Here is an 18,851-nt window from a genome sequence, read left to right as displayed (position 1 = left end):
TAGCGATATGAAAAATGCAGTTAGCACAAAAAACCATTCCATGGAAAAAGGTATGGGTAATAGTTCGAACAAAAAACAATCAAACGTCGCAAAATTCAGGATGTAACTATTGACCACATAAAAAAACCAGCTCGCGCTGGCTTTTGGAAAGATTATCTTACGAATACGGGTTAATCGTTACTTTTGGCCATTAAACGTTCCGGGATGACGAAACTAAATCGCGTCCCTTTGCCTGGCGTACTTTCGATATTCAGGCGGCTATCGTGATGTTGCAGAGCATGTTTCACGATGGCCAGACCCAGTCCACTCCCGCCCGTTTGTCGGGATCGCGCTTTGTCCACGCGATAGAAGCGTTCGGTCAAACGAGGAATATGCTCCGCAGCAATACCAGGCCCATTGTCCTCGACGCTAAATTCCGCCCCGGAGGCAACATGCTGCCAGCGCACGGTGATGTGCGTACCCGCGGGGGTATGGTTCACCGCGTTATACACAAGATTCGAAATCGCGCTACGCAGTTGCTCCTCATTTCCCCGCACGCTCAGGTGGCTATCAATATCAAAAGTAAACGTATGATTATTCTGACTCAGCGTGTGCGCCTCGTGTTCAACCACGCGCAGCATCATCGGCACGTCCACCTTCTCATTAAGCAGTAGCGCTGGCGCGGCCTCTATTTTCGACAACGTCAGCAACTGCTTCACCAGCCCTTCCATGCGGTACGTTTGCTCACGCATGGTATGCAGCGCTTTTTCACGCGTCGTTCCTTCCAGCGGATGCTCCTGCATCATTTCCAGGTAACCTTGTAGCACCGTCAGCGGCGTACGCAACTCATGGCTGGCGTTGGCGAAAAAGTTACGCCGCGAACCTTCCAGTTGGTGCATCTGGGTGACATCGCGCGCAACCATCAGCAATTGCTTATCGGTATAGGGCATCACGCGAATCTCCAGATGCCGTCCGGTATTGAGCACCAGATTGATTGGCCGACTAAAATCACGCGTTTTCAGATATTGCGTGAATTCCGGGTAGCGCAGCAGGTTAAGTATATTTTGCCCGCTATCGTCCGGCCAGCGCAGTCCCAGAACCTGCTGGGCCAGGCCGTTACACCAGAAAATGCCGCCCTCTTCAGTCGTCAACACCACCGCGTCGGGTAGCGATTCCGCCCCACTGCGAAAACGTTTAATCAGATTACCCAGTTCCCGACGGCGCTTTTTGTTGCGCAGCTGCATTTGATGCAGCCCATACAGCAACGGCTCCCAACTTCCGCGCCCCGGCGGCGGGGTCATGCTTCTGTCGACCCATAACCACCAGGACAAGCGTAATAAATTCCAGAAATGCCAGACAAGCAGGCCGGTTACCGACGCCAGCAAAAACCAGGGCAGGTAACCAAAAAAAGCGCTAAGGATAAACGCCGGTATGCAGCAGAGGATCAGCTCCAGTACCAGCCTTTTCCATGACAATCGTTCTAGCAAACGTCTTACTCCATTAACAGCCTAATCCGTCAGGCCCCTATTCATGTCAGTCAGAAGCGGGTCGAAAAACGATATCCCGTCCCACGAACCGTCTGCACCATACGATCGTGTCCACTGTGCTCCAGCGCTTTACGCAAGCGGCGGATATGCACATCCACTGTCCTGTCTTCCACGTACACATTGGTACCCCAGACATGATTGAGTAATTGCTCACGGCTATAGACGCGTTCAGGGTGGGTCATAAAGAAGTGCAACAGTTTGAATTCTGTCGGCCCCATATCCAATGGATCCTCGCCGGTCATCACGCGATGCGAGGTTGGGTCAAGGCTCAGCCCCTGCATCTCAATAACCTCTTCCACCGCCATGGGGGAAATACGACGCAGAACAGCTTTAATACGCGCCACCAGCTCCTTGGGAGAAAACGGCTTGGTAATATAATCATCCGCGCCAGTTTCCAGACCCCGGACGCGATCTTCCTCTTCTCCCCTCGCCGTCAGCATCATCACGGGAATATCCCGCGTCATCGCTTCGCGCTTGAGATGTTTAATAAACTGTAGGCCCGAGCCGCCAGGTAGCATCCAGTCAAGCAAGACGAGATCCGGCCAGGGTTCATTGAGTTGGTTCACAGCACTGTCATAGTCTTCGGCTTCTACGGGTTGAAAACCGTTTTGCTCGAGCACGAAGCAGACCATTTCACGAATTGGAGCTTCATCTTCTACGACCAGAATACGTCTCGCCATGATTTGCCCTGTTTATAATTAAATCGTTTGCCATCAATACGGTGCCATTATGCGTCAGTTTTATGACAGATTTATGAAAAGATAGTCCAGGTTTAACGCAGCCCCGCGAATTATGACAGCCCTTAAACAAGATATTACCGTCCTTGCAGGGTTATAATCCCCGCCACTGTTTTATCGTCATGGAACTCTTATGCGCATCCTTCACACGTCTGACTGGCATCTGGGCCAAAATTTCTACAGCAAGAGCCGCGCCGCTGAACATCAGGCCTTTCTCGACTGGCTGCTGGAAACGGCACAATCCCAGCAGGTGGATGCCATTATTGTGGCGGGCGATATTTTCGATACCGGCTCACCGCCAAGCTATGCCCGTGAGCTGTATAACCGTTTTGTCGTAAATCTGCAGCAAACCGGCTGTCATCTGGTGGTGTTGGCAGGTAACCACGACTCCGTCGCCACGCTCAACGAATCCCGCGATATTCTGGCGTTTCTCAATACCACAGTGATCGCCAGCGCTGGCCATGCGCCGCAGGTGCTGTCTCAACGCGACGGCACGCCGGGTGCGATCCTGTGCCCGGTTCCTTTTTTACGCCCGCGTGACATCATTACCAGCCAGGCCGGGCTAACGGGACAAGAGAAACAGCAGCATTTGCTATCGGCTATCACCGACTATTACCAACAGCAATATCATGACGCCTGTACGCTGCGCGGCGACCAGAATCTACCCATCATTGCGACCGGGCATCTGACCACCGTTGGCGCCAGTAAAAGTGACGCTGTACGTGACATTTATATTGGTACGCTGGACGCCTTTCCGGCGCAAAACTTTCCACCCGCCGATTACATCGCGCTGGGACATATTCACCGGGCGCAGGTTATCGGCGGAACAGAGCATATTCGCTACTGCGGCTCGCCAATTGCGCTCAGTTTTGACGAGTGCGGCAAAAGCAAGTGCGTCCATCTGGTGAGCTTCGAAAACGGCAAGCTGAGCGCTGTTGAACACCTCACCGTACCGGTCACCCAGCCGTTGGCGGTGCTGAAAGGTGATTTAGCCGCGATTACCGCCCAACTAGAGCAGTGGCGCGGTGTGCAGCAGGAACCGCCAGTCTGGTTAGATATCGAAATCACCACCGATGACTATCTGCACGACATGCAGCGTAAGATTCAGGCATTAACCGAAGATTTACCGGTAGAGGTGTTATTGGTGCGCCGTAGCCGGGAACAGCGCGAACGTATTATGGCGAATGAACGACGTGAAACGCTAAGCGAGCTGAGCGTGACGGACGTTTTTGCCCGTCGCCTGGCGCTGGAAGAACTCGAAGAATCGCAACGCGAGCGCCTGAATCAACTGTTTAGCACCACCTTACACACGCTTGCCGGGGAGACCGAAGCATGAAAATTCTCAGCCTGCGTTTGAAAAACCTCAATTCTCTGAAAGGAGAATGGAAAGTCGATTTCACGGCAGAGCCCTTTGCCAGCAATGGGCTGTTCGCCATCACGGGTCCAACGGGCGCGGGAAAAACCACCCTGCTGGACGCCATTTGTCTCGCGCTGTATCACGAAACGCCGCGGCTCAATACCGTGTCTCAGTCGCAAAACGATCTGATGACCCGCGACACCGCCGAGTGTCTGGCCGAGGTCGAGTTCGAAGTCCGGGGCGAAGCCTATCGCGCATTCTGGAGCCAGAACCGCGCGCGCAATCAGCCTGAAGGCAACCTACAGGCTCCGCGCGTAGAACTTGCCCGCTGCGCCGACGGTAAAATCCTCGCCGATAAAGTCAAAGACAAGTTGGAAATGACCGCCGAACTTACCGGCCTGGATTATGGTCGTTTCACCCGTTCGATGCTGCTGTCTCAGGGGCAATTTGCCGCATTTCTCAATGCCAAACCGAAAGAGCGTGCCGAACTGCTGGAAGAGCTGACGGGGACTGAGATCTACGGCCAAATTTCCGCCATGGTGTTTGAAAAGCATAAAGCAGCGCGTACAGAGCTGGAAAAACTGCAGGCGCAGGCCAACGGCGTGGCTCTGCTCGCTGCGGAGCAGGTGCAGTCCTTGACAGAGAGTTTGCAGGTACTTACTGACGAGGAAAAACAATACCTTGCAAGCCAGCAGACTCAGCAACAGCATCTCAACTGGCTCATTCGGCAAAATGAGCTACAGGCAGAAATCAACCGTCACCAACAGGCGTTACGGGCCGCTAAACAGGTGCAAGAAGACGCGCAGCCACAGCTGGCGGCGCTGAGTCTGGCACAACCGGCCAGAGCGTTACGCCCGCACTGGGAGCGAATCCAGGAACAAACGGCTACGATAGCGCGTACGCGGCAGAATATTCAGGAAGTGAATACTCGCTTACGAAGCAGCTTAGCGCTGCGCGAGCGCATCCGTCAGCAGGCGCACACGCAGTCGACCGCCTTGCTCGCTGGACAGCAGACGTTAATCGACTGGCTGAACGAACACGATCGCTTCCGCTTGTGGGGCAGCGAACTGGCTGGGTGGAAGGCCCTGCTGGCGCAACACTCCGACGCCAGCGCCCAGCTACACCAGTGGCAGCAGTTACGGGAAAACGACACGCGTAAACTGGATGCGCTGGCGCTTCCCACGCTGACTCTTTCACCGCAGGAGGTCACGGCGGCGCTGGCGCAACATGTGCAGCTCCGTCCGTTACGCCAGCGTCTGAGCAATCTGCATGGGCAAATCGCCCCGAAGCAAAAGCAGCTGGCGCAGTTACGCGCGACGCTGGTGCAACGTCAGCAAGAGCTAACGCAGCGCAACGCGGTGCTTGCCGAAAAACGTCAGCGCTATAAAGATAAAAATCAGCAGCTTGCCGATGTGAGGATCATTTGCGAGCAGGAAGCCCGCATCAAAGATTTGGAAAGCCAGCGGGCATTATTGCAATCCGGCATGCCTTGTCCGCTGTGCGGCTCCACCACACATCCGGCGATTGAGCGCTATCAAACGCTCGAACTGAGTGTTAATCAGGCACGACGTGAAGCACTGGAAAAAGAGGTTAAAACCCTGGCTGATGAGGGCTCAACGTTACGCGGTCAGCTTGAGGCCATAACCCAGCAACTCCAACGGGATGAACGTGAAGCACAGACGCTTTCTCAAGAGGAGCAAGCGCTTACTCAAGAGTGGCAGACAGTCACTACCAGCCTTAACGTGACGCTGCAACCGCAGGATGATATCGCACCGTGGCTTGCCGCCCAGGAAGAATACGAACAACAACTTCACCAGTTGAGCCTGCGTCATACCCTGCAGGCGCAAATCACGGCGCATACCGAGCAGATTACCCAGCTCCAGCAGCAAATTGACCAGCGCCAGGCGACGTTAACCGCCGAGCTGGCCCGCCATGGACTGTCCCTTCCTGCTGCAGATGACGCTAATTCGTGGCTGAGTGAGCGGGCGAGAGAAGCGCAAATGTGGCAGCAGCGCCAGAACGAACTCACCGAGTTACAGGCGCGAATAGCTCAGCTCACGCCGTTGCTGGAAACGCTGCCTGAGAGCGATACGCTGTCTGCAAGTACTGAGAATCTGTCGCTGGAAAACTGGCGACAGGTGCATGACGATTGCCTGTCTTTACAAGGCCAGTGGCAAACCTTGCAACAGCAGGAGGCGCAGGACCTACAGCGCGCCGCAGAAATTCAGGCACAGTTTGATGCCGCACTGCAGGCCAGCATCTTTGCCGATCGTGACGCCTTTGTTACCGCCCTGCTGGATGAAGAAACCTTTAGCCGTCTGGAGCAGTTAAAGCAATCGCTGGAAAAGCAGCAGCAGCAGGCACAAACGCTGCTTAATCAGGCTCAGCAGGCGCTGGCGAGCCATCACCAGCAGTTGCCAACCGGGGCGGATCTCACGCTCTCGGCACAACAGCTTCGCGACGCGCTGGCGCAGCTCACCCAGCAGCTACGGGAAAATACCACGCGTCAGGGCGAAATTCGCCAGCAGCTCAGGCAGGATGCAGAAAACCGCCAGCAGCAGCAGGCGCTAATGCAGGAGATTGAACAAGTCACGCAGCAGGTCGAAGACTGGGGCTATCTGAATGCGCTGATCGGCTCGAAAGAGGGGGATAAATTCCGCAAGTTTGCCCAGGGGCTGACGCTGGATAACCTGGTGTGGCTTGCCAACAACCAGTTGACCCGTCTGCACGGCCGCTATCTGTTGCAGCGCAAGGCCAGCGAAGCGCTGGAACTGGAAGTGGTAGATACCTGGCAGGCCGATGCCGTGCGTGACACGCGTACGCTTTCCGGCGGCGAGAGCTTCCTCGTGAGTCTGGCGCTGGCGCTGGCGTTGTCCGATCTGGTCAGCCACAAAACGCGAATTGACTCCCTGTTCCTCGACGAAGGCTTCGGCACGCTGGACAGCGAAACGCTGGATACCGCGCTGGACGCGCTGGATGCGCTGAACGCCACCGGCAAAACCATTGGAGTTATAAGCCACGTTGAAGCGATGAAAGAACGCATTCCGGTGCAGATCAAGGTTAAAAAAATCAACGGGCTGGGCTACAGCAAACTCGACAAGCTGTTTGCGGTGGGATCAGCATAAATCTCCAGGCCGGAGCCATCCGGCACAATATGTAGCACAATATTGCATACTCAAAGACGGATATGAAATGGCATTCCACTTCGCTTATCCGCAAGCTATCTCTGTTGGCGGCGAACGTTCGCCGCTATGACGCACATCCGGCGTCTTTCTTGTTGGCAGGTGGTATGAAAAAAGTCGTTTTCTCTTTAGCGCTGGGGACATTTGGGCTGGGCATGGCCGAGTTCGGCATCATGGGGGTACTCACCGAGCTGGCGCGGGACGTGGGCATTTCTATCCCGGCCGCTGGCCATATGATTTCGTTTTACGCCTTTGGCGTAGTGCTGGGCGCGCCGATTATTGCGCTCTTTTCCAGCCGCTTTTCGCTTAAGCATATTCTGCTGTTTCTGGTCACGCTGTGCGTGATTGGCAACGCCATCTTCACCCTTTCCTCCTCGTATTTTATGCTGGCGGTGGGCAGGCTGGTTTCCGGCTTCCCGCACGGCGCATTTTTTGGCGTTGGAGCTATTATTCTGTCGAAGCTGGCGCGCCCAGGAAAAGTCACCGCCGCCGTCGCGGGCATGGTTTCAGGGATGACCGTTGCCAATCTGATTGGCATTCCCGTCGGTACCTGGCTGAGCCAGGAATTTAGCTGGCGCTATACGTTCCTGCTGATTGCCGTCTTTAATATCGCCGTTATTGTCTCGATAGCTTTTTGGGTGCCCAACATCAGCGATGAAGCGAAAGGGAATCTGCGCGAGCAATTTCACTTTTTGAAAAACCCCGCCCCGTGGCTGATCTTTTCCGCCACCATGTTTGGCAACGCCGGGGTTTTCGCCTGGTTCAGCTACGTCAAACCGTACATGATGTACATCTCCGGCTTTTCCGAAGCGCTGATGACCTTCATCATGATGCTGGTGGGATTGGGGATGGTATTAGGGAATCTGTTGAGCGGTCGGCTTTCTGGCCGCTATACGCCGCTGCGCATTGCGGTAATAACCGACTTCATCATTGTGCTGGTTCTGCTGCTGCTTTTTGTTTTTGGCGGTATCAAAGCCGCATCGCTGACCTTCGCCTTTATTTGCTGCGCGGGCCTGTTCGCCCTGTCGGCGCCGCTGCAAATTTTGCTGCTGCAAAATGCCAAAGGAGGTGAACTACTGGGCGCGGCAGGCGGGCAAATTGCCTTTAACCTCGGTAGCGCAATTGGCGCCTGGTGCGGCGGTATGATGCTGACGCTGGGCTTTGCCTACAACTATGTAACGCTACCGGCTGCGTTGCTGTCGTTCTCCGCCATGTCATCGCTGCTGATTTACGGCTACCTGAAGCGCGGCGTGCAACAAGTTGCAGCCGCGACGTAAAACAGGTTACGCCTGCGGCCACAGCCAGGCCGCACCGCGTACGCCGCTGGAGTCACCATGCAGCGCCTTGCGTAGGGGCGTTTCACACTCGCCGCCAAAGACAAATTGCTTCATCAACGTGGGAACGTTTTGATATAGCCTGTCGACATTACTCATTCCCCCACCCAGTACAATGACGTCCGGATCGAGAATATTCACCACATGCGCCAGCGATTTTGCCAGACGCAACTCATAGCGGCTCAATGCCTGCTCCGCCACAGCATCCCGCACGTTAACCAGATCGATAATGTCGCTGCCCTTGAGCGACTTACCGCTCAGACGCTGGTAGTCGGTGGCAAAACCGGTCCCGGAAATAAAGGTTTCAATGCAGCCTTGCTTGCCGCAATAGCAGGGTACTTCCTGGCGATAACGCAGCTCATCTTCGTCCATCCACGGCAGCGGATTATGCCCCCACTCACCCGCGGTACCGTTGCCACCCGTGTGCGCCCGACCATTCAACGCCACACCCGCGCCGCATCCGGTGCCAATAATTACCGCAAATACGGTTTGCGCCCCTGCCGCCGCGCCATCCACCGCTTCAGAAACCGCCAGGCAATTGGCATCATTCGCCAGGCGCACTTCACGGTTCAAACGCATACTTAAGTCTTTATCAAAGGGTTGCCCGTTAAGCCAGGTTGAGTTGGCATTCTTGACTACCCCAGTGTAAGGCGAAATTGAACCAGGGATCCCCATCCCCACGGTTCCCGTTTGCCCGGTAGCCTGCTCCGCCATCACCACCAGCGCAGCAATGGTTTCTATCGTTTGCTGATAATCCTCACGCGGTGTAGGCAGGCGATGGCGAAAAAGCTGCTCGCCTGCATCGCCAAGCGCAATAACTTCCGTTTTTGTACCGCCCAAATCGATACCTATACGCACTGTTTGCTCCTCTTCCCGATTAACAATGCAAGCATAGCGACAATTCGCTATCATGCCCGCTGGATTTAACGACAAGGCCGTGGAAATTATCATGCTGTGGTTCAAAAATTTAATGGTTTACCGTCTTAGCCGCGATGTTTCTTTGCGTGCCGAAGAGATGGAAAAACAGCTGGCATCAATGACGTTCACCCCTTGCGGTAGCCAGGATATGGCAAAAATGGGCTGGGTTCCGCCGATGGGATCGCACAGCGATGCATTAACGCATACCGCCAATGGCCAAATTATTATCTGCGCCCGCAAAGAAGAAAAAATTCTGCCGTCGCCGGTTATCAAACAGGCGCTGGAAGCCAAAATATTCAAACTGGAAGCTGAGCAAGGTCGCAAGCTTAAGAAGACCGAAAAAGACTCGCTGAAAGATGAAGTTCTGCACTCATTGCTGCCGCGCGCCTTTAGCCGCTTCAGCCAAACGATGATGTGGATTGACACCGTTAACGATCTGATCATGGTTGATTGTGCGAGCGCGAAGAAAGCGGAAGATACGCTGGCGCTGCTGCGTAAGAGCCTCGGCTCGCTGCCGGTCGTTCCGCTGACGATGGAAAACCCTATTGAGCTGACGCTAACCGAATGGGTTCGCTCCGGCACAACGGCGCAGGGATTCCAGTTGCTGGATGAAGCAGAACTGAAAGCGATCCTTGAAGACGGCGGCGTGATCCGCGCGAAAAAACAGGATCTGGTCTGCGACGAAATCGCCGTACATATCGAAGCGGGCAAACTGGTCACCAAGCTGGCGCTCGACTGGCAGCAGCGCATTCAGTTCGTTATGTGTGACGACGGCTCGATTAAGCGTCTGAAGTTTAGCGACGAATTGCGCGATCAGAACGAAGATATTGACCGCGAGGACTACGCTCAGCGTTTTGATGCCGATTTCATCCTGATGACGGGCGAACTGGCGGCGCTGATTAAAAGTCTGGTAGAAGGATTAGGCGGCGAAGCGCAACGTTAAGACGTGTTTATCGAATGGCGGCTCAATGTCGCCATTCGTCATTTTTACGCTTACAGGTAGCGGCAAAGATAGGATGTTGGCTCTGCCACCTGCAGATGAAACTCGCTGCTGCCTGGTACGTTAAACACGTCCCCTGCGGCATAGACTTTCCACTCAGTTTCCCCCGGCAGCAGCACGTTCAGTGCGCCGCTGACGACCGTCATCTCTTCAGGCGCCGCAGTACCAAAGGTGTATTCGCCTTCAGCCATCACGCCAACACTGGCACGGCCAGTACTGCTGCTGGTAAAACCGATGGATTTTACTTTGCCGGAAAAGTATTCATTACTTTGAAGCATACAACTGGCCCTATCTTGTGATTAAGTTAATAACCAATATAGGGGGCTGGCGTTCCACCTGTCACGCAAAATTACGCAAGCAATTCCGAAGCCAGCCGGGCGATCAGCACATTGGACAGCAGAACCGGGACATCCAGCGATTTTTGCAGTAAATCGCGATGACGTTGATTAAAACCCAGACAATCCAGCATGATCACATCCGCGCCTTGCTCAAGCAATTCTTTACCGGCATCAATCAGTTGTTGTTCGGAACCGTGAATCGGATTCGCCACGGCATACACTGGCGGCGTTTGCAACACCTGCCATTTTTGCGTCTGGGCTTTAAGCAATTCCGTGACGGGGACAAGAACCCCGACCTGATGCCCTTCCACAATCGAGGCGACCAGTGGAGGAATTATACGTAAAGGTTCCAGTAACATACTCTTGCGGGCGGTCAGGCGGGCAATTGAGGCCGTACTCATCAGCAGGATCACGTCAAAGCCCTGATTATCGAGTACTTCTACGATACCTTGGAGTGATCGTTCCACTTTCTGGCGCGAAACATGGGCAAGCTGATGGTCGCTGAGCAGCGTTAAAAGCGGCTCGTCACCGGGAGAGACGCCGTACTCGGCCATCACATCCTCTCGCCGCATCTGCCCCAGCAGACTGTGGTGAGTGATGTGCTGCTCATCAATATATTCCGTCAGGAGCGGTAACACCTCACGCATCGGCACCACGCCAATCGTGAGGATAGCCAACGACGTACCCATTTTTTGCTCCACCGTCTTCTTACTTTGCTGTGAATTCCCGAATAATTGCCGGGCGCTGACCTGTGCTACAAACGCTCAAAAGCGTAGCAGCAGATCGGCGGTCTATTTTGTAAAGATTCCAAATCATTCCAGTACTGTATTGTTATTGTTTAATTTTCAATTTTTACTGTATACGGCGATATTTAAAAAAATGTGATGTACGCCCGTCCTGGCACTTTTCAGACTCGTGCCAGGACGGTGCTTAATATCAGTCTTTATCGGGATCTTCGTAGCGTTTTTTAGCATCCATGGCTTCCTGAGCGGAAGGATGCTCACTGATCAGCGAATTCGGTTCCGGGTGATCGGCGCGAAGTTGATACCAGGTTACCGTCTGGCCTGGCGTCCCCTTTTCAACGGTAACAATGGTTGCTTGACGCGGATAAGGTGGTTTTGTCGGCATAGCTCTTCCTTTTGTCTGAATGAGCTTTAAGTATAGACACCACCCTGTAAGCGTGGCGCTGCCTGCGACAGTATCCCAAGAATGTCGTCCACCACCTGCGAAGGCGGATTGGTCGCATCAACAATATAATGCGCCGCTGCACGGTACAGAACATCACGCTGGGCAAGCACTTCCTCTACTTCTTCAGTCAGCGGCTTGCCGGTTAAGGTTGGGCGCAACCCCTCTTCAGGCGTAGCCTCCAGACGATCAACCAGTACCGATACCGGCGCGCTTAAATAGATAACCACACCGTGGCTACGCATATAATGACGATTAAATTCGGTCAGAATGATGCCGCCACCGGTCGCAACAACCGTTGTCGGAGCCGTGACGGCCTGCAGAGCGGTCGTTTCCTGGGCACGAAACCCTTCCCATCCTTCTCTTTCGACGATTTCCGCTACGGTCATCTGCACGTGCGACTGCAACCAGCGATCGGTATCAACGAACTGGTAATCGACAGCCTTCGCCAGCGCCATACCGATTGTCGTTTTACCACACCCCCGGGGGCCCACAAGAAAAAGAGGTTGCGTCATCACAGAATTTCCCCAGAGAACCGCCGACGAGCGGGATCTGATGCAATTAAAGATATAATCATATCATCAAACTAGTACACCACCAAATCGTAAAGAAAAAATTACACAAACAGTGATGGTGTCAATTAAACCCTACTATAACAAGAATTCACATGGATTAAAGTGTAAAAAATAAATTACAGGTACTATTTTCTGCGCTGAACTTCCAGCCACCACTTATCCAGCTCAGCCGCAAAATGCTGTCGGTCACGGGGAGAAAGGCTATCCGGTCCCCCGGTCTGGATGCCGCTGGCGCGTAGCGTATCCATAAAATCACGCATCATCAGACGTTCGCGGATCGTCGCTTCGGTATAACGTTCGCCGCGTGGATTAAGCGCAGCCGCCCCTTTTTCAATGGCTTCAGCAGCCAGCGGAATATCCGCCGTGATCACTAAATCACCGGCGCTACATTGTCGTACAATCTCGTTATCAGCAACGTCAAACCCGGCGGGAACGCGTAATGTACGGATAAAACGCGAAGACGGGACGCGCAAATTCTGGTTCGCCACCAGAATAAGCGGCATCTGCATGCGCTCAGAGGCGCGGTATAAAATTTCTTTAATCACGTTCGGACACGCGTCGGCATCCACCCATATTGTCATAATCTCTCCCCAATCGTGTGTAATCGCGCATTGTCTCGTGCTTTTACTTGCAGGCAAAGTGCTGTTTCTCCTTCTGCACATATTCATTCCGCGCTAAGCTTAGCTTTCCCAGATTTACCCTAAATAATTCGGGTTGCAGGCAGGCGGCAAGAGAGTGAGTCCCGATGAGCTTACTCTGGTAAGTGATTCGGGTGAGCGAACGCAGCCAACGCACATGCAACTTGAAGTATGACGGGTATAAAACAATGAATATCATCCATAGGGAGTGACAAGATGGACAAAAAAATTGGTTTTATCGGCTGCGGTAATATGGGCAAAGCAATTCTTGGCGGCATGATCGCCAGCGGCCAGGTTCTCCCGGGACAAATCTGGGTCTATACCCCTTCCCCCGATAAAGTCGCTGCGTTGCACGACCAGTATGGCATTAATGCAGCGCAGTCTGCGCAAGAAGTCGCGCAAATCGCCGACATTGTTTTTGGGGCCGTAAAACCAGGCATCATGATTAAGGTACTGAGTGAAATCACCTCCAGCCTGAACAAAGACTCTCTGGTTGTCTCGATTGCCGCTGGTGTTACCCTCGATCAGCTCGCCCGTGCGCTGGGTCATGATCGCAAAATCATTCGCGCAATGCCTAATACCCCGTCACTGGTTAATGCCGGAATGACCTCCGTCACGCCGAACGCCTTAGTAACGCCGGAAGATACGGCCGACGTACTGAATATCTTCCGCTGCTTTGGCGAAGCCGAAGTGATTGCAGAATCGATGATTCACCCGGTTGTCGGCGTCAGCGGTTCTGCGCCGGCCTATGTCTTTATGTTTATCGAAGCGATGGCGGACGCCGCCGTGCAAGGCGGTATGCCCCGTGCGCAGGCTTATAAATTCGCAGCGCAAGCGGTAATGGGCTCGGCAAAAATGGTGTTGGAAACGGGTAAACATCCTGGGGAACTGAAGGATATGGTGTGCTCGCCAGGCGGCACCACTATCGAAGCGGTACGCGTCCTGGAAGAACGCGGTTTTCGTTCATCAGTGATTGAAGCGATGGTTAAATGCATGGAACAGTCAGAAAAACTCAGCCGATCCTGAGTTAATATTACCGGACGTCAGGCCGCCGCTTCGGTGCGGTTACGTCCGGAATTCTTTGCTTTATAAAGCGCCATATCCGCCGATTTTAACCATTCCCGATAATGCTCAGTTTCAGAAGTCAGCGGCGCTACGCCAACGCTAATACGTAAGGCGACCTGCGGAGCGCAGGATAAACGCAACTGACTAAGTCGTTCATGCACGCGCGACATGGCCGCAATTGCGCTGGTTGCGGGCGTACCGCACATAATCACCGCAAATTCATCACCACCAAAACGGCCAATCACATCGCTACCGCGTAAAGTCATCTGCAACTGGCGGGTCAGCGCGACAATGGCCTGATCCCCGACGTCATGACCCCAGGTATCATTGATGCTCTTGAAATGGTCGATATCAATAATAAGCAACGTGGCATCACGCTGATAGCGGCGGCAATTATCAAATTCATTACGTAGCAATAACTCCCAATGACGTCGGTTATAAACGCCGGTCATCCCATCTCGCGTACTCATCACCTGTAAGCGGCGTTTATGTTCCGCCAGCTTGATGATCGTCTGATAGCTGACCCAGGCAAACAGCAGCGGGTACATCACCAGTACCGGCAGTGATAACATCACGCTCAGTTGACTGCTGCTAACAGCGACGGGAATATCGGTTAACTGTAACGTCACCAGGCATGACACCGCCATCAACACGACGCCCGCGAGGAATACTCGCATTCCCCCTGCGCCCATCAGGTTGATGCAAGTAATCATGAGCAGCGCCGTGGACGGCAACAGGTTTGCCCCCATAATGCCCAGCCACATACCGGCGAGGATGGCATCGGCTTTTAAATTGGTAAATTCACTATGCAGAGGATCGTCTGCTTTACTTGCCAACTGCCAGGCCAGATGTGGCCAGACAAATGCCCATCCCACCAGTAACAGCCACCAGCCGCCAGTAATAGGCTGGGAAACTAATACCGACGCGATAGGGAAAAACATCCCCCCCAATCCCACCGCTCGCGGCAGCCTGATCCGTCGGGCAAATCGCAGACCGGAACGTTGGTGGTCGTTTTGATGAAGTGATATAAACGCTTCATCCGCGACGACCTTCTTTTGGAAAAAGTTTTCATCATTCATCGTATTTGGGAACATTCTGAAACAAATTTCCCAAATTATAGGTAGGGGTCTGCTGGCGGGAGTATGAAATTTCGGGTGAGCGTTTTTACCTGCTCACCCGTAAGTGCTACGCCGCTTTTTTCAGGCAAGCGCTCATAAACTTGTTACGATCGTCGCCTTTCAGTGACTGCTCCGTCGCCTTGACGTTGCATTCACGCATCTTCTGCTGCTGTGGGGTTAAACTCTTTTCCTCAGGCGCAGATTTGCTGTTTTTCAGGCAATCACTCATATACGTCTTGCGCGCATCCCCTTTTAAGGCCTGCGCCGTTGCCTGCTGATTGCAGGTGGTCATACGCTGTTGTTGCGGGGTTAACGTCTTCTCGGCAGCACCGACGGTAGTTAAAAAAACCAGTCCAAAGAGCAGCGTCATTAATAATGTAATTTTCATAGCACCATCCTTTTCTGAACGACGACACACAGCTAAGTTTGGCTGCTAACGATAAAAATACCACCCGGCGGCAAAACTATTGTCACCGGGGGGTAGAGTTACTTCAGCCCTAACGCCGCTTTCATGGTGTAAAACAGATCAGTTTGATCGGTCAGACCGACCACATTCGCCGCATGTGGGCCATAAGCGGCGATGCGCAACTGGCTACCGGTGTGCTCCTGAGATTCCTCTTCAGAATTGCCGTAGCTGATGACCATCACCGCGCCATCTTTGGTGTTCAGTGCCTGAGTCAGACCAGGCGCTTTAGTATCAGGCGCGACAATCTGGCTGGCATGCGCGTGGTCAGCGGTTACCACCACCAGGGTGTTGCCGTCTTGCTTCGCAAAGGCAAGCGCGCGCTGTACCGCTTCGTCCAGATCAACCGTTTCACCAATCTGTCCGCACGGGTTGGCGGCGTGATCCTGTTTATCGATGGATGCCCCTTCAACTTGCAGGAAGAAACCTTTCTCATTTTTGCTTAACAGTTCAATCGCTTTATCCGTCATCTGCGCCAGCGTCGGTACGGTGTCATCACGCTTTGGATTTGGCGTACAGGTCACCGCTGGTTTATCCAGATTCCCATGATAGGACGCTTTCGGACCTTCCCAGCGTACCGGCATGTTGCCGTCGGAGAACAAGCCCAGCAACGGCTTATCCTGGTTAGCTTCGGTAATCGCAGCCAGCGTCGCGGCATCACTTACCATCTGATAACCGCGCGCCATGGCTTGTTCACGCAACGTTTTGCCCTGCCACTCCCCTGCCGCAGCGGTTTCGGCAAACGTTTTTGCCCCACCGCCCAACGTGACGTCAGCCCGGGCATTCAGCAATTGTTCTGTAATTGACCCTTTGCCGCCTTTTTCCAGCGCATTGGTTGGGCATTTTTCACGGGTCACGTCAGGGCCATAGCACTTACGTGAAGTCACATGAGCAACCAGTGCCGCTGGGGTTGCATCCTGCAATTCAGCGGTAGAAACGTTGCCCGTCGCCAGACCTGCCGCTTTTGCCATTTCCAAAATTGTTGCGTGATCTTTTTCATGTATATCAACGCCCAGCGCGCCATTGTAAGTTTTAACCCCGGTGGTCCACGCCGTCGCTGAGGCCGCTGAGTCCGTCACATAATCCGGCTTGCCCGTTTTCTTATCTAACGCATAGTGCGTGTATTGTCCGGTCAACGGTAAAGCATCAATACCTTTAAAAAAACCGCCCGCGCCTTCGGCATAATTTCGCGCTGCCGTTATTTCAGAATCGCCCATCCCATCGCCAATAAGTAAAATGATATTTTTGGCAGGTTTATCGTTCAGAGATTCGCGTAAAGCCGCCGTTTGATCGGCTGACAATCGGCGGGCGCCGCCTGGCGTGGTGATATCACCCTGAGCGGCACGATTATCCATAACCGCTACGGTAGATGTTTCTGCATTAATAATCGGGGTAAACAGCAAAGGTAACAGGGCAATAGCGAGTGCGCTTTGTTTCACTTTATTTTCTCCATGTATAAATACGGTAAAATTAAAACAAAGCGACTATAAGTATTTGATGTGACACTTTTATGATAATTTGTGGGGACGTCCCACAGATTAATCAAAACGTTTTGACACGCTTTCGCCAGCGTTATGCAGGGTCGTCATAAACGCTGGCACGGGGTTGACACCTGCCAGAGCCCCTTCAATTTGACGCAGCAATATTTGCCGATCGCTCCACGCCATATTGCGCAGCATTTCGGTGATTACCTGCTCTAACATTTCAACCTGCGCGGCCAGGTTTTGTGACTCTTCTTCTTTTTGGGCGAGCTTAAGCAACAACTCAGTGACGAGATTTTTCATTTGCGTATTCCCTTAACAAAATATAAGCCACGTTAACATTAAGGCTCATAACTGCCTAGGTGATAAAAGTTTTATTTTTAGAAGAAATTAAACTATTTGCGAAAACAATCACATCACAAAATAAGGGAGAGACGAGACGTACAGCAGAATCATTCAATATCAAAAGGTAAGATTATGAATAATCACATAGAGATATAATGCAGAATTATCGATAAACAACGCCGACTGGCAGCGTTGTTTATCAGGAAGTCAGCGCGCGTGACGCCGACGTCGCAACGCGATGGTCAACTGCCAGATGTTAATCAGTACAATACTCGCCGTAGCAATAAACACCCAGCGGAATCCCGCCATGGCTGATACTGTTGCTCCCATCAATGGCCCGGCGACATTGCCCAGGTACATAAATGACTGGTTATAACCAAAGATACGCCCGGTTATCTGGTCGCTGGAGTATTTCACCAGTAGCGTCTGTACCGCTGGCAACATCGCGCCGTCGGCAAAGCCGAGCAGAAAACGTAATACCCCCAACTGTAATGGCGTGGTGACCCACGACATGGCAAAAAACAGCACGACAGCGAACATCAACGTCGCCATTAAAATCCGCTCAGTACCAATACGGTCGCCTAATTTGCCAAGCCGGGGCGCGGAAATCAGGGCCGAGATGCCAGGTACTGAGGCGATCAGCCCGCTGAGAAAGGCAATATTCGAACTGTCTGGCACCATTGATTTGATAAACAGCGCCAGAATTGGCCCGATAGAGCCGTTACACAGCTGAATCACCATCGTCGTAAAAAACAGGCTGATCACCAGCGCCGGATAAGGCAGCGAGGCAAAGACGGCCTTCCCGCTCAGGCGTTCGCTTTTTTTGGTCGTCGGGCGCACACCCTCTTTGATCAAAAACAGCGTGACAAGGAAACTGACCACCAACAAAGCAGCAGTAATACAGAACACCGCCCGTAAGCCAATATGGTCGGCAATAAAACCGCCCATTAACGGACCGCCAATAACGCCGCTGATTTGCGCTGTAGAAAGCGTGCTCAATGCCCATCCGCTGCGTTCACGCGGAACCTGTGATGCTACCAGCGCCATTGCGTTCGGAATATAGCCTGAGGTTAACCCCATCACCCCGCGCAGCAGAAAAAGCTGCCAGACGTTAGTGGCAAATGCCTGCAGTAAAATCGCAATCGCCATCCCCAGCGAAGCTCGTAACAACATCAGCTTGCGCCCTTTACGGTCGGCTAAACTGCCCCACATTGGTGAAACAATGGCTGAAATAAGGAAGGTGACGCTGAACGTTAATCCGGACCACATAGAGAGCGCTTCGTGAGAGGTGACGCCCAATTGGGAGATATAGAGCGGTAAAAAAGGCAGGATTTGGCTAATCGCCAGTCCGGTAAAAAAGCATCCGAACCAGACGGAAATAAGGTTTACTCTCCAGGATTCCATAAGGGCTCATAACGATAAGTAGCTGAAAACTGCGAGCAGCTTAACAAATTACTTAGCCAAATAAGGATCCACAGGTGCGATATATCACAGTTTAGAATTTTATCTTCCCGCTCATCATATTTGTGATACGCCTCACATCAAACCCACAATACAAGCAGGGAATTATGCTTGATGCGAGATCAACG

Annotated in this window: 18 protein-coding genes; 5 read left to right on the top strand and 13 right to left on the bottom strand. The window is 53.0% G+C overall.

Annotated elements, in window-relative coordinates:
- Positions 1-170: 170 nt before the first annotated feature.
- Both phoR and phoB read right to left on the bottom strand, forming a co-directional pair.
- Entirely contained in the window at positions 171-1,466 is a 1,296-nt protein-coding gene (gene phoR / locus FDX09_RS05805; RefSeq protein WP_069323942.1) for a phosphate regulon sensor histidine kinase PhoR, read from the bottom strand.
- 50 nt (positions 1,467-1,516) lie between these two features.
- Positions 1,517-2,206 (bottom strand): phosphate response regulator transcription factor PhoB, encoded by a 690-nt coding sequence (phoB, locus tag FDX09_RS05800; protein ID WP_003021496.1) that lies wholly within the window; start codon positions 2,204-2,206, stop codon positions 1,517-1,519.
- 190 nt (positions 2,207-2,396) lie between these two features.
- On the opposite strand from phoB, the gene sbcD reads away from it, so the two are divergent.
- The 3 genes from sbcD to araJ all read left to right on the top strand — a co-directional run bounded on the left by sbcD (position 2,397) and on the right by araJ (position 8,079).
- The gene (gene sbcD, locus FDX09_RS05795; protein ID WP_069323940.1) at positions 2,397-3,599 is read left to right on the top strand and encodes an exonuclease subunit SbcD; all 1,203 of its coding nucleotides are present in this window, start codon (positions 2,397-2,399) and stop codon (positions 3,597-3,599) included.
- Entirely contained in the window at positions 3,596-6,745 is a 3,150-nt protein-coding gene (gene sbcC / locus FDX09_RS05790; protein WP_137346915.1) for an exonuclease subunit SbcC, read from the top strand. The genes sbcD and sbcC overlap by 4 nt, the downstream gene beginning before the upstream one ends.
- Before the next feature lie 164 nt (positions 6,746-6,909).
- Positions 6,910-8,079 (top strand): MFS transporter AraJ, encoded by a 1,170-nt coding sequence (gene araJ, locus FDX09_RS05785; protein WP_137347008.1) that lies wholly within the window; start codon positions 6,910-6,912, stop codon positions 8,077-8,079.
- A 6-nt stretch (positions 8,080-8,085) separates the two neighbouring features.
- On the opposite strand, the gene mak is transcribed toward araJ, so the two are convergent.
- A complete protein-coding gene (gene mak, locus FDX09_RS05780) occupies positions 8,086-8,994 on the bottom strand; it encodes a fructokinase (protein WP_110498648.1) in 909 nt (302 codons plus the stop codon).
- Positions 8,995-9,085: 91 nt separating this feature from the next.
- Between mak and rdgC the strand changes: the two genes are divergently transcribed.
- A complete protein-coding gene (gene rdgC, locus FDX09_RS05775; RefSeq protein WP_003021479.1) occupies positions 9,086-9,997 on the top strand; it encodes a recombination-associated protein RdgC in 912 nt (303 codons plus the stop codon).
- 50 nt (positions 9,998-10,047) lie between these two features.
- Here rdgC and ppnP read toward each other — a convergent pair whose 3' ends face one another.
- The 5 genes from ppnP to FDX09_RS05750 form a co-directional block, all read right to left on the bottom strand.
- Positions 10,048-10,332 carry a pyrimidine/purine nucleoside phosphorylase gene (gene ppnP, locus FDX09_RS05770; RefSeq protein ID WP_038638136.1) on the bottom strand — a complete coding sequence of 95 codons (285 nt, stop codon included), beginning with the start codon at positions 10,330-10,332 and terminating at the stop codon, positions 10,048-10,050.
- A gap of 71 nt (positions 10,333-10,403) precedes the next feature.
- Complete coding sequence (locus FDX09_RS05765; RefSeq protein WP_038638130.1) at positions 10,404-11,081, bottom strand: AroM family protein; 678 nt, start codon at positions 11,079-11,081, stop codon at positions 10,404-10,406.
- A gap of 247 nt (positions 11,082-11,328) precedes the next feature.
- Positions 11,329-11,520 (bottom strand): protein YaiA, encoded by a 192-nt coding sequence (yaiA, locus tag FDX09_RS05760; protein WP_038638127.1) that lies wholly within the window; start codon positions 11,518-11,520, stop codon positions 11,329-11,331.
- A gap of 26 nt (positions 11,521-11,546) precedes the next feature.
- Positions 11,547-12,092, bottom strand: a complete 546-nt coding sequence (aroL, locus tag FDX09_RS05755) for a shikimate kinase AroL (protein ID WP_085047654.1) — start codon at positions 12,090-12,092, stop codon at positions 11,547-11,549.
- 185 nt (positions 12,093-12,277) lie between these two features.
- Positions 12,278-12,733 (bottom strand): YaiI/YqxD family protein, encoded by a 456-nt coding sequence (locus FDX09_RS05750; protein WP_038638120.1) that lies wholly within the window; start codon positions 12,731-12,733, stop codon positions 12,278-12,280.
- 273 nt (positions 12,734-13,006) lie between these two features.
- Here FDX09_RS05750 and proC point away from each other — a divergent pair, with 273 nt between their 5' ends.
- Positions 13,007-13,816 (top strand): pyrroline-5-carboxylate reductase, encoded by an 810-nt coding sequence (gene proC / locus FDX09_RS05745; RefSeq protein ID WP_038638118.1) that lies wholly within the window; start codon positions 13,007-13,009, stop codon positions 13,814-13,816.
- A gap of 17 nt (positions 13,817-13,833) precedes the next feature.
- Here proC and adrA read toward each other — a convergent pair whose 3' ends face one another.
- The 5 genes from adrA to FDX09_RS05720 form a co-directional block, all read right to left on the bottom strand.
- Positions 13,834-14,949: a diguanylate cyclase AdrA gene (gene adrA / locus FDX09_RS05740; RefSeq protein ID WP_087857028.1), complete on the bottom strand. Its 1,116-nt coding sequence runs from the start codon at positions 14,947-14,949 to the stop codon at positions 13,834-13,836.
- A 91-nt stretch (positions 14,950-15,040) separates the two neighbouring features.
- Complete coding sequence (gene psiF / locus FDX09_RS05735) at positions 15,041-15,361, bottom strand: phosphate starvation-inducible protein PsiF (RefSeq protein WP_038638114.1); 321 nt, start codon at positions 15,359-15,361, stop codon at positions 15,041-15,043.
- 98 nt (positions 15,362-15,459) lie between these two features.
- Positions 15,460-16,875: an alkaline phosphatase gene (gene phoA, locus FDX09_RS05730; RefSeq protein WP_137346914.1), complete on the bottom strand. Its 1,416-nt coding sequence runs from the start codon at positions 16,873-16,875 to the stop codon at positions 15,460-15,462.
- 99 nt (positions 16,876-16,974) lie between these two features.
- The gene (locus FDX09_RS05725; protein WP_038638107.1) at positions 16,975-17,220 is read right to left on the bottom strand and encodes a sigma-S stabilization anti-adapter protein IraP; all 246 of its coding nucleotides are present in this window, start codon (positions 17,218-17,220) and stop codon (positions 16,975-16,977) included.
- A gap of 249 nt (positions 17,221-17,469) precedes the next feature.
- Entirely contained in the window at positions 17,470-18,666 is a 1,197-nt protein-coding gene (locus tag FDX09_RS05720) for a multidrug efflux MFS transporter (protein ID WP_038638105.1), read from the bottom strand.
- Between the last annotated feature and the right edge of the window lie 185 nt (positions 18,667-18,851).

Source organism: Citrobacter sp. wls717 (assembly GCF_005280955.1).
GTDB lineage: Bacteria > Pseudomonadota > Gammaproteobacteria > Enterobacterales > Enterobacteriaceae > Citrobacter > Citrobacter werkmanii.
The sequence above is the reverse complement of the archived record's forward strand: the minus strand, read 5'-3'. Positions and strand labels throughout refer to the sequence as shown.

Excerpts from the sequence above, each read along its gene's own strand:
- yaiA (WP_038638127.1), bottom strand. The coding sequence starts at position 11,520 with ATGCCGACAAAACCACCTTATCCGCGTCAAGCAACCATTGTTACCGTT.
- adrA (WP_087857028.1), bottom strand. The coding sequence starts at position 14,949 with ATGTTCCCAAATACGATGAATGATGAAAACTTTTTCCAAAAGAAGGTC.
- psiF (WP_038638114.1), bottom strand. The coding sequence starts at position 15,361 with ATGAAAATTACATTATTAATGACGCTGCTCTTTGGACTGGTTTTTTTA.
- FDX09_RS05720 (WP_038638105.1), bottom strand. The coding sequence starts at position 18,666 with ATGGAATCCTGGAGAGTAAACCTTATTTCCGTCTGGTTCGGATGCTTT.
- proC (WP_038638118.1), top strand. The coding sequence starts at position 13,007 with ATGGACAAAAAAATTGGTTTTATCGGCTGCGGTAATATGGGCAAAGCA.
- FDX09_RS05765 (WP_038638130.1), bottom strand. The coding sequence starts at position 11,081 with ATGGGTACGTCGTTGGCTATCCTCACGATTGGCGTGGTGCCGATGCGT.
- sbcC (WP_137346915.1), top strand. The coding sequence starts at position 3,596 with ATGAAAATTCTCAGCCTGCGTTTGAAAAACCTCAATTCTCTGAAAGGA.
- araJ (WP_137347008.1), top strand. The coding sequence starts at position 6,910 with ATGAAAAAAGTCGTTTTCTCTTTAGCGCTGGGGACATTTGGGCTGGGC.
- phoB (WP_003021496.1), bottom strand. The coding sequence starts at position 2,206 with ATGGCGAGACGTATTCTGGTCGTAGAAGATGAAGCTCCAATTCGTGAA.
- aroL (WP_085047654.1), bottom strand. The coding sequence starts at position 12,092 with ATGACGCAACCTCTTTTTCTTGTGGGCCCCCGGGGGTGTGGTAAAACG.
- sbcD (WP_069323940.1), top strand. The coding sequence starts at position 2,397 with ATGCGCATCCTTCACACGTCTGACTGGCATCTGGGCCAAAATTTCTAC.
- FDX09_RS05725 (WP_038638107.1), bottom strand. The coding sequence starts at position 17,220 with ATGAAAAATCTCGTCACTGAGTTGTTGCTTAAGCTCGCCCAAAAAGAA.
- FDX09_RS05750 (WP_038638120.1), bottom strand. The coding sequence starts at position 12,733 with ATGACAATATGGGTGGATGCCGACGCGTGTCCGAACGTGATTAAAGAA.
- ppnP (WP_038638136.1), bottom strand. The coding sequence starts at position 10,332 with ATGCTTCAAAGTAATGAATACTTTTCCGGCAAAGTAAAATCCATCGGT.
- rdgC (WP_003021479.1), top strand. The coding sequence starts at position 9,086 with ATGCTGTGGTTCAAAAATTTAATGGTTTACCGTCTTAGCCGCGATGTT.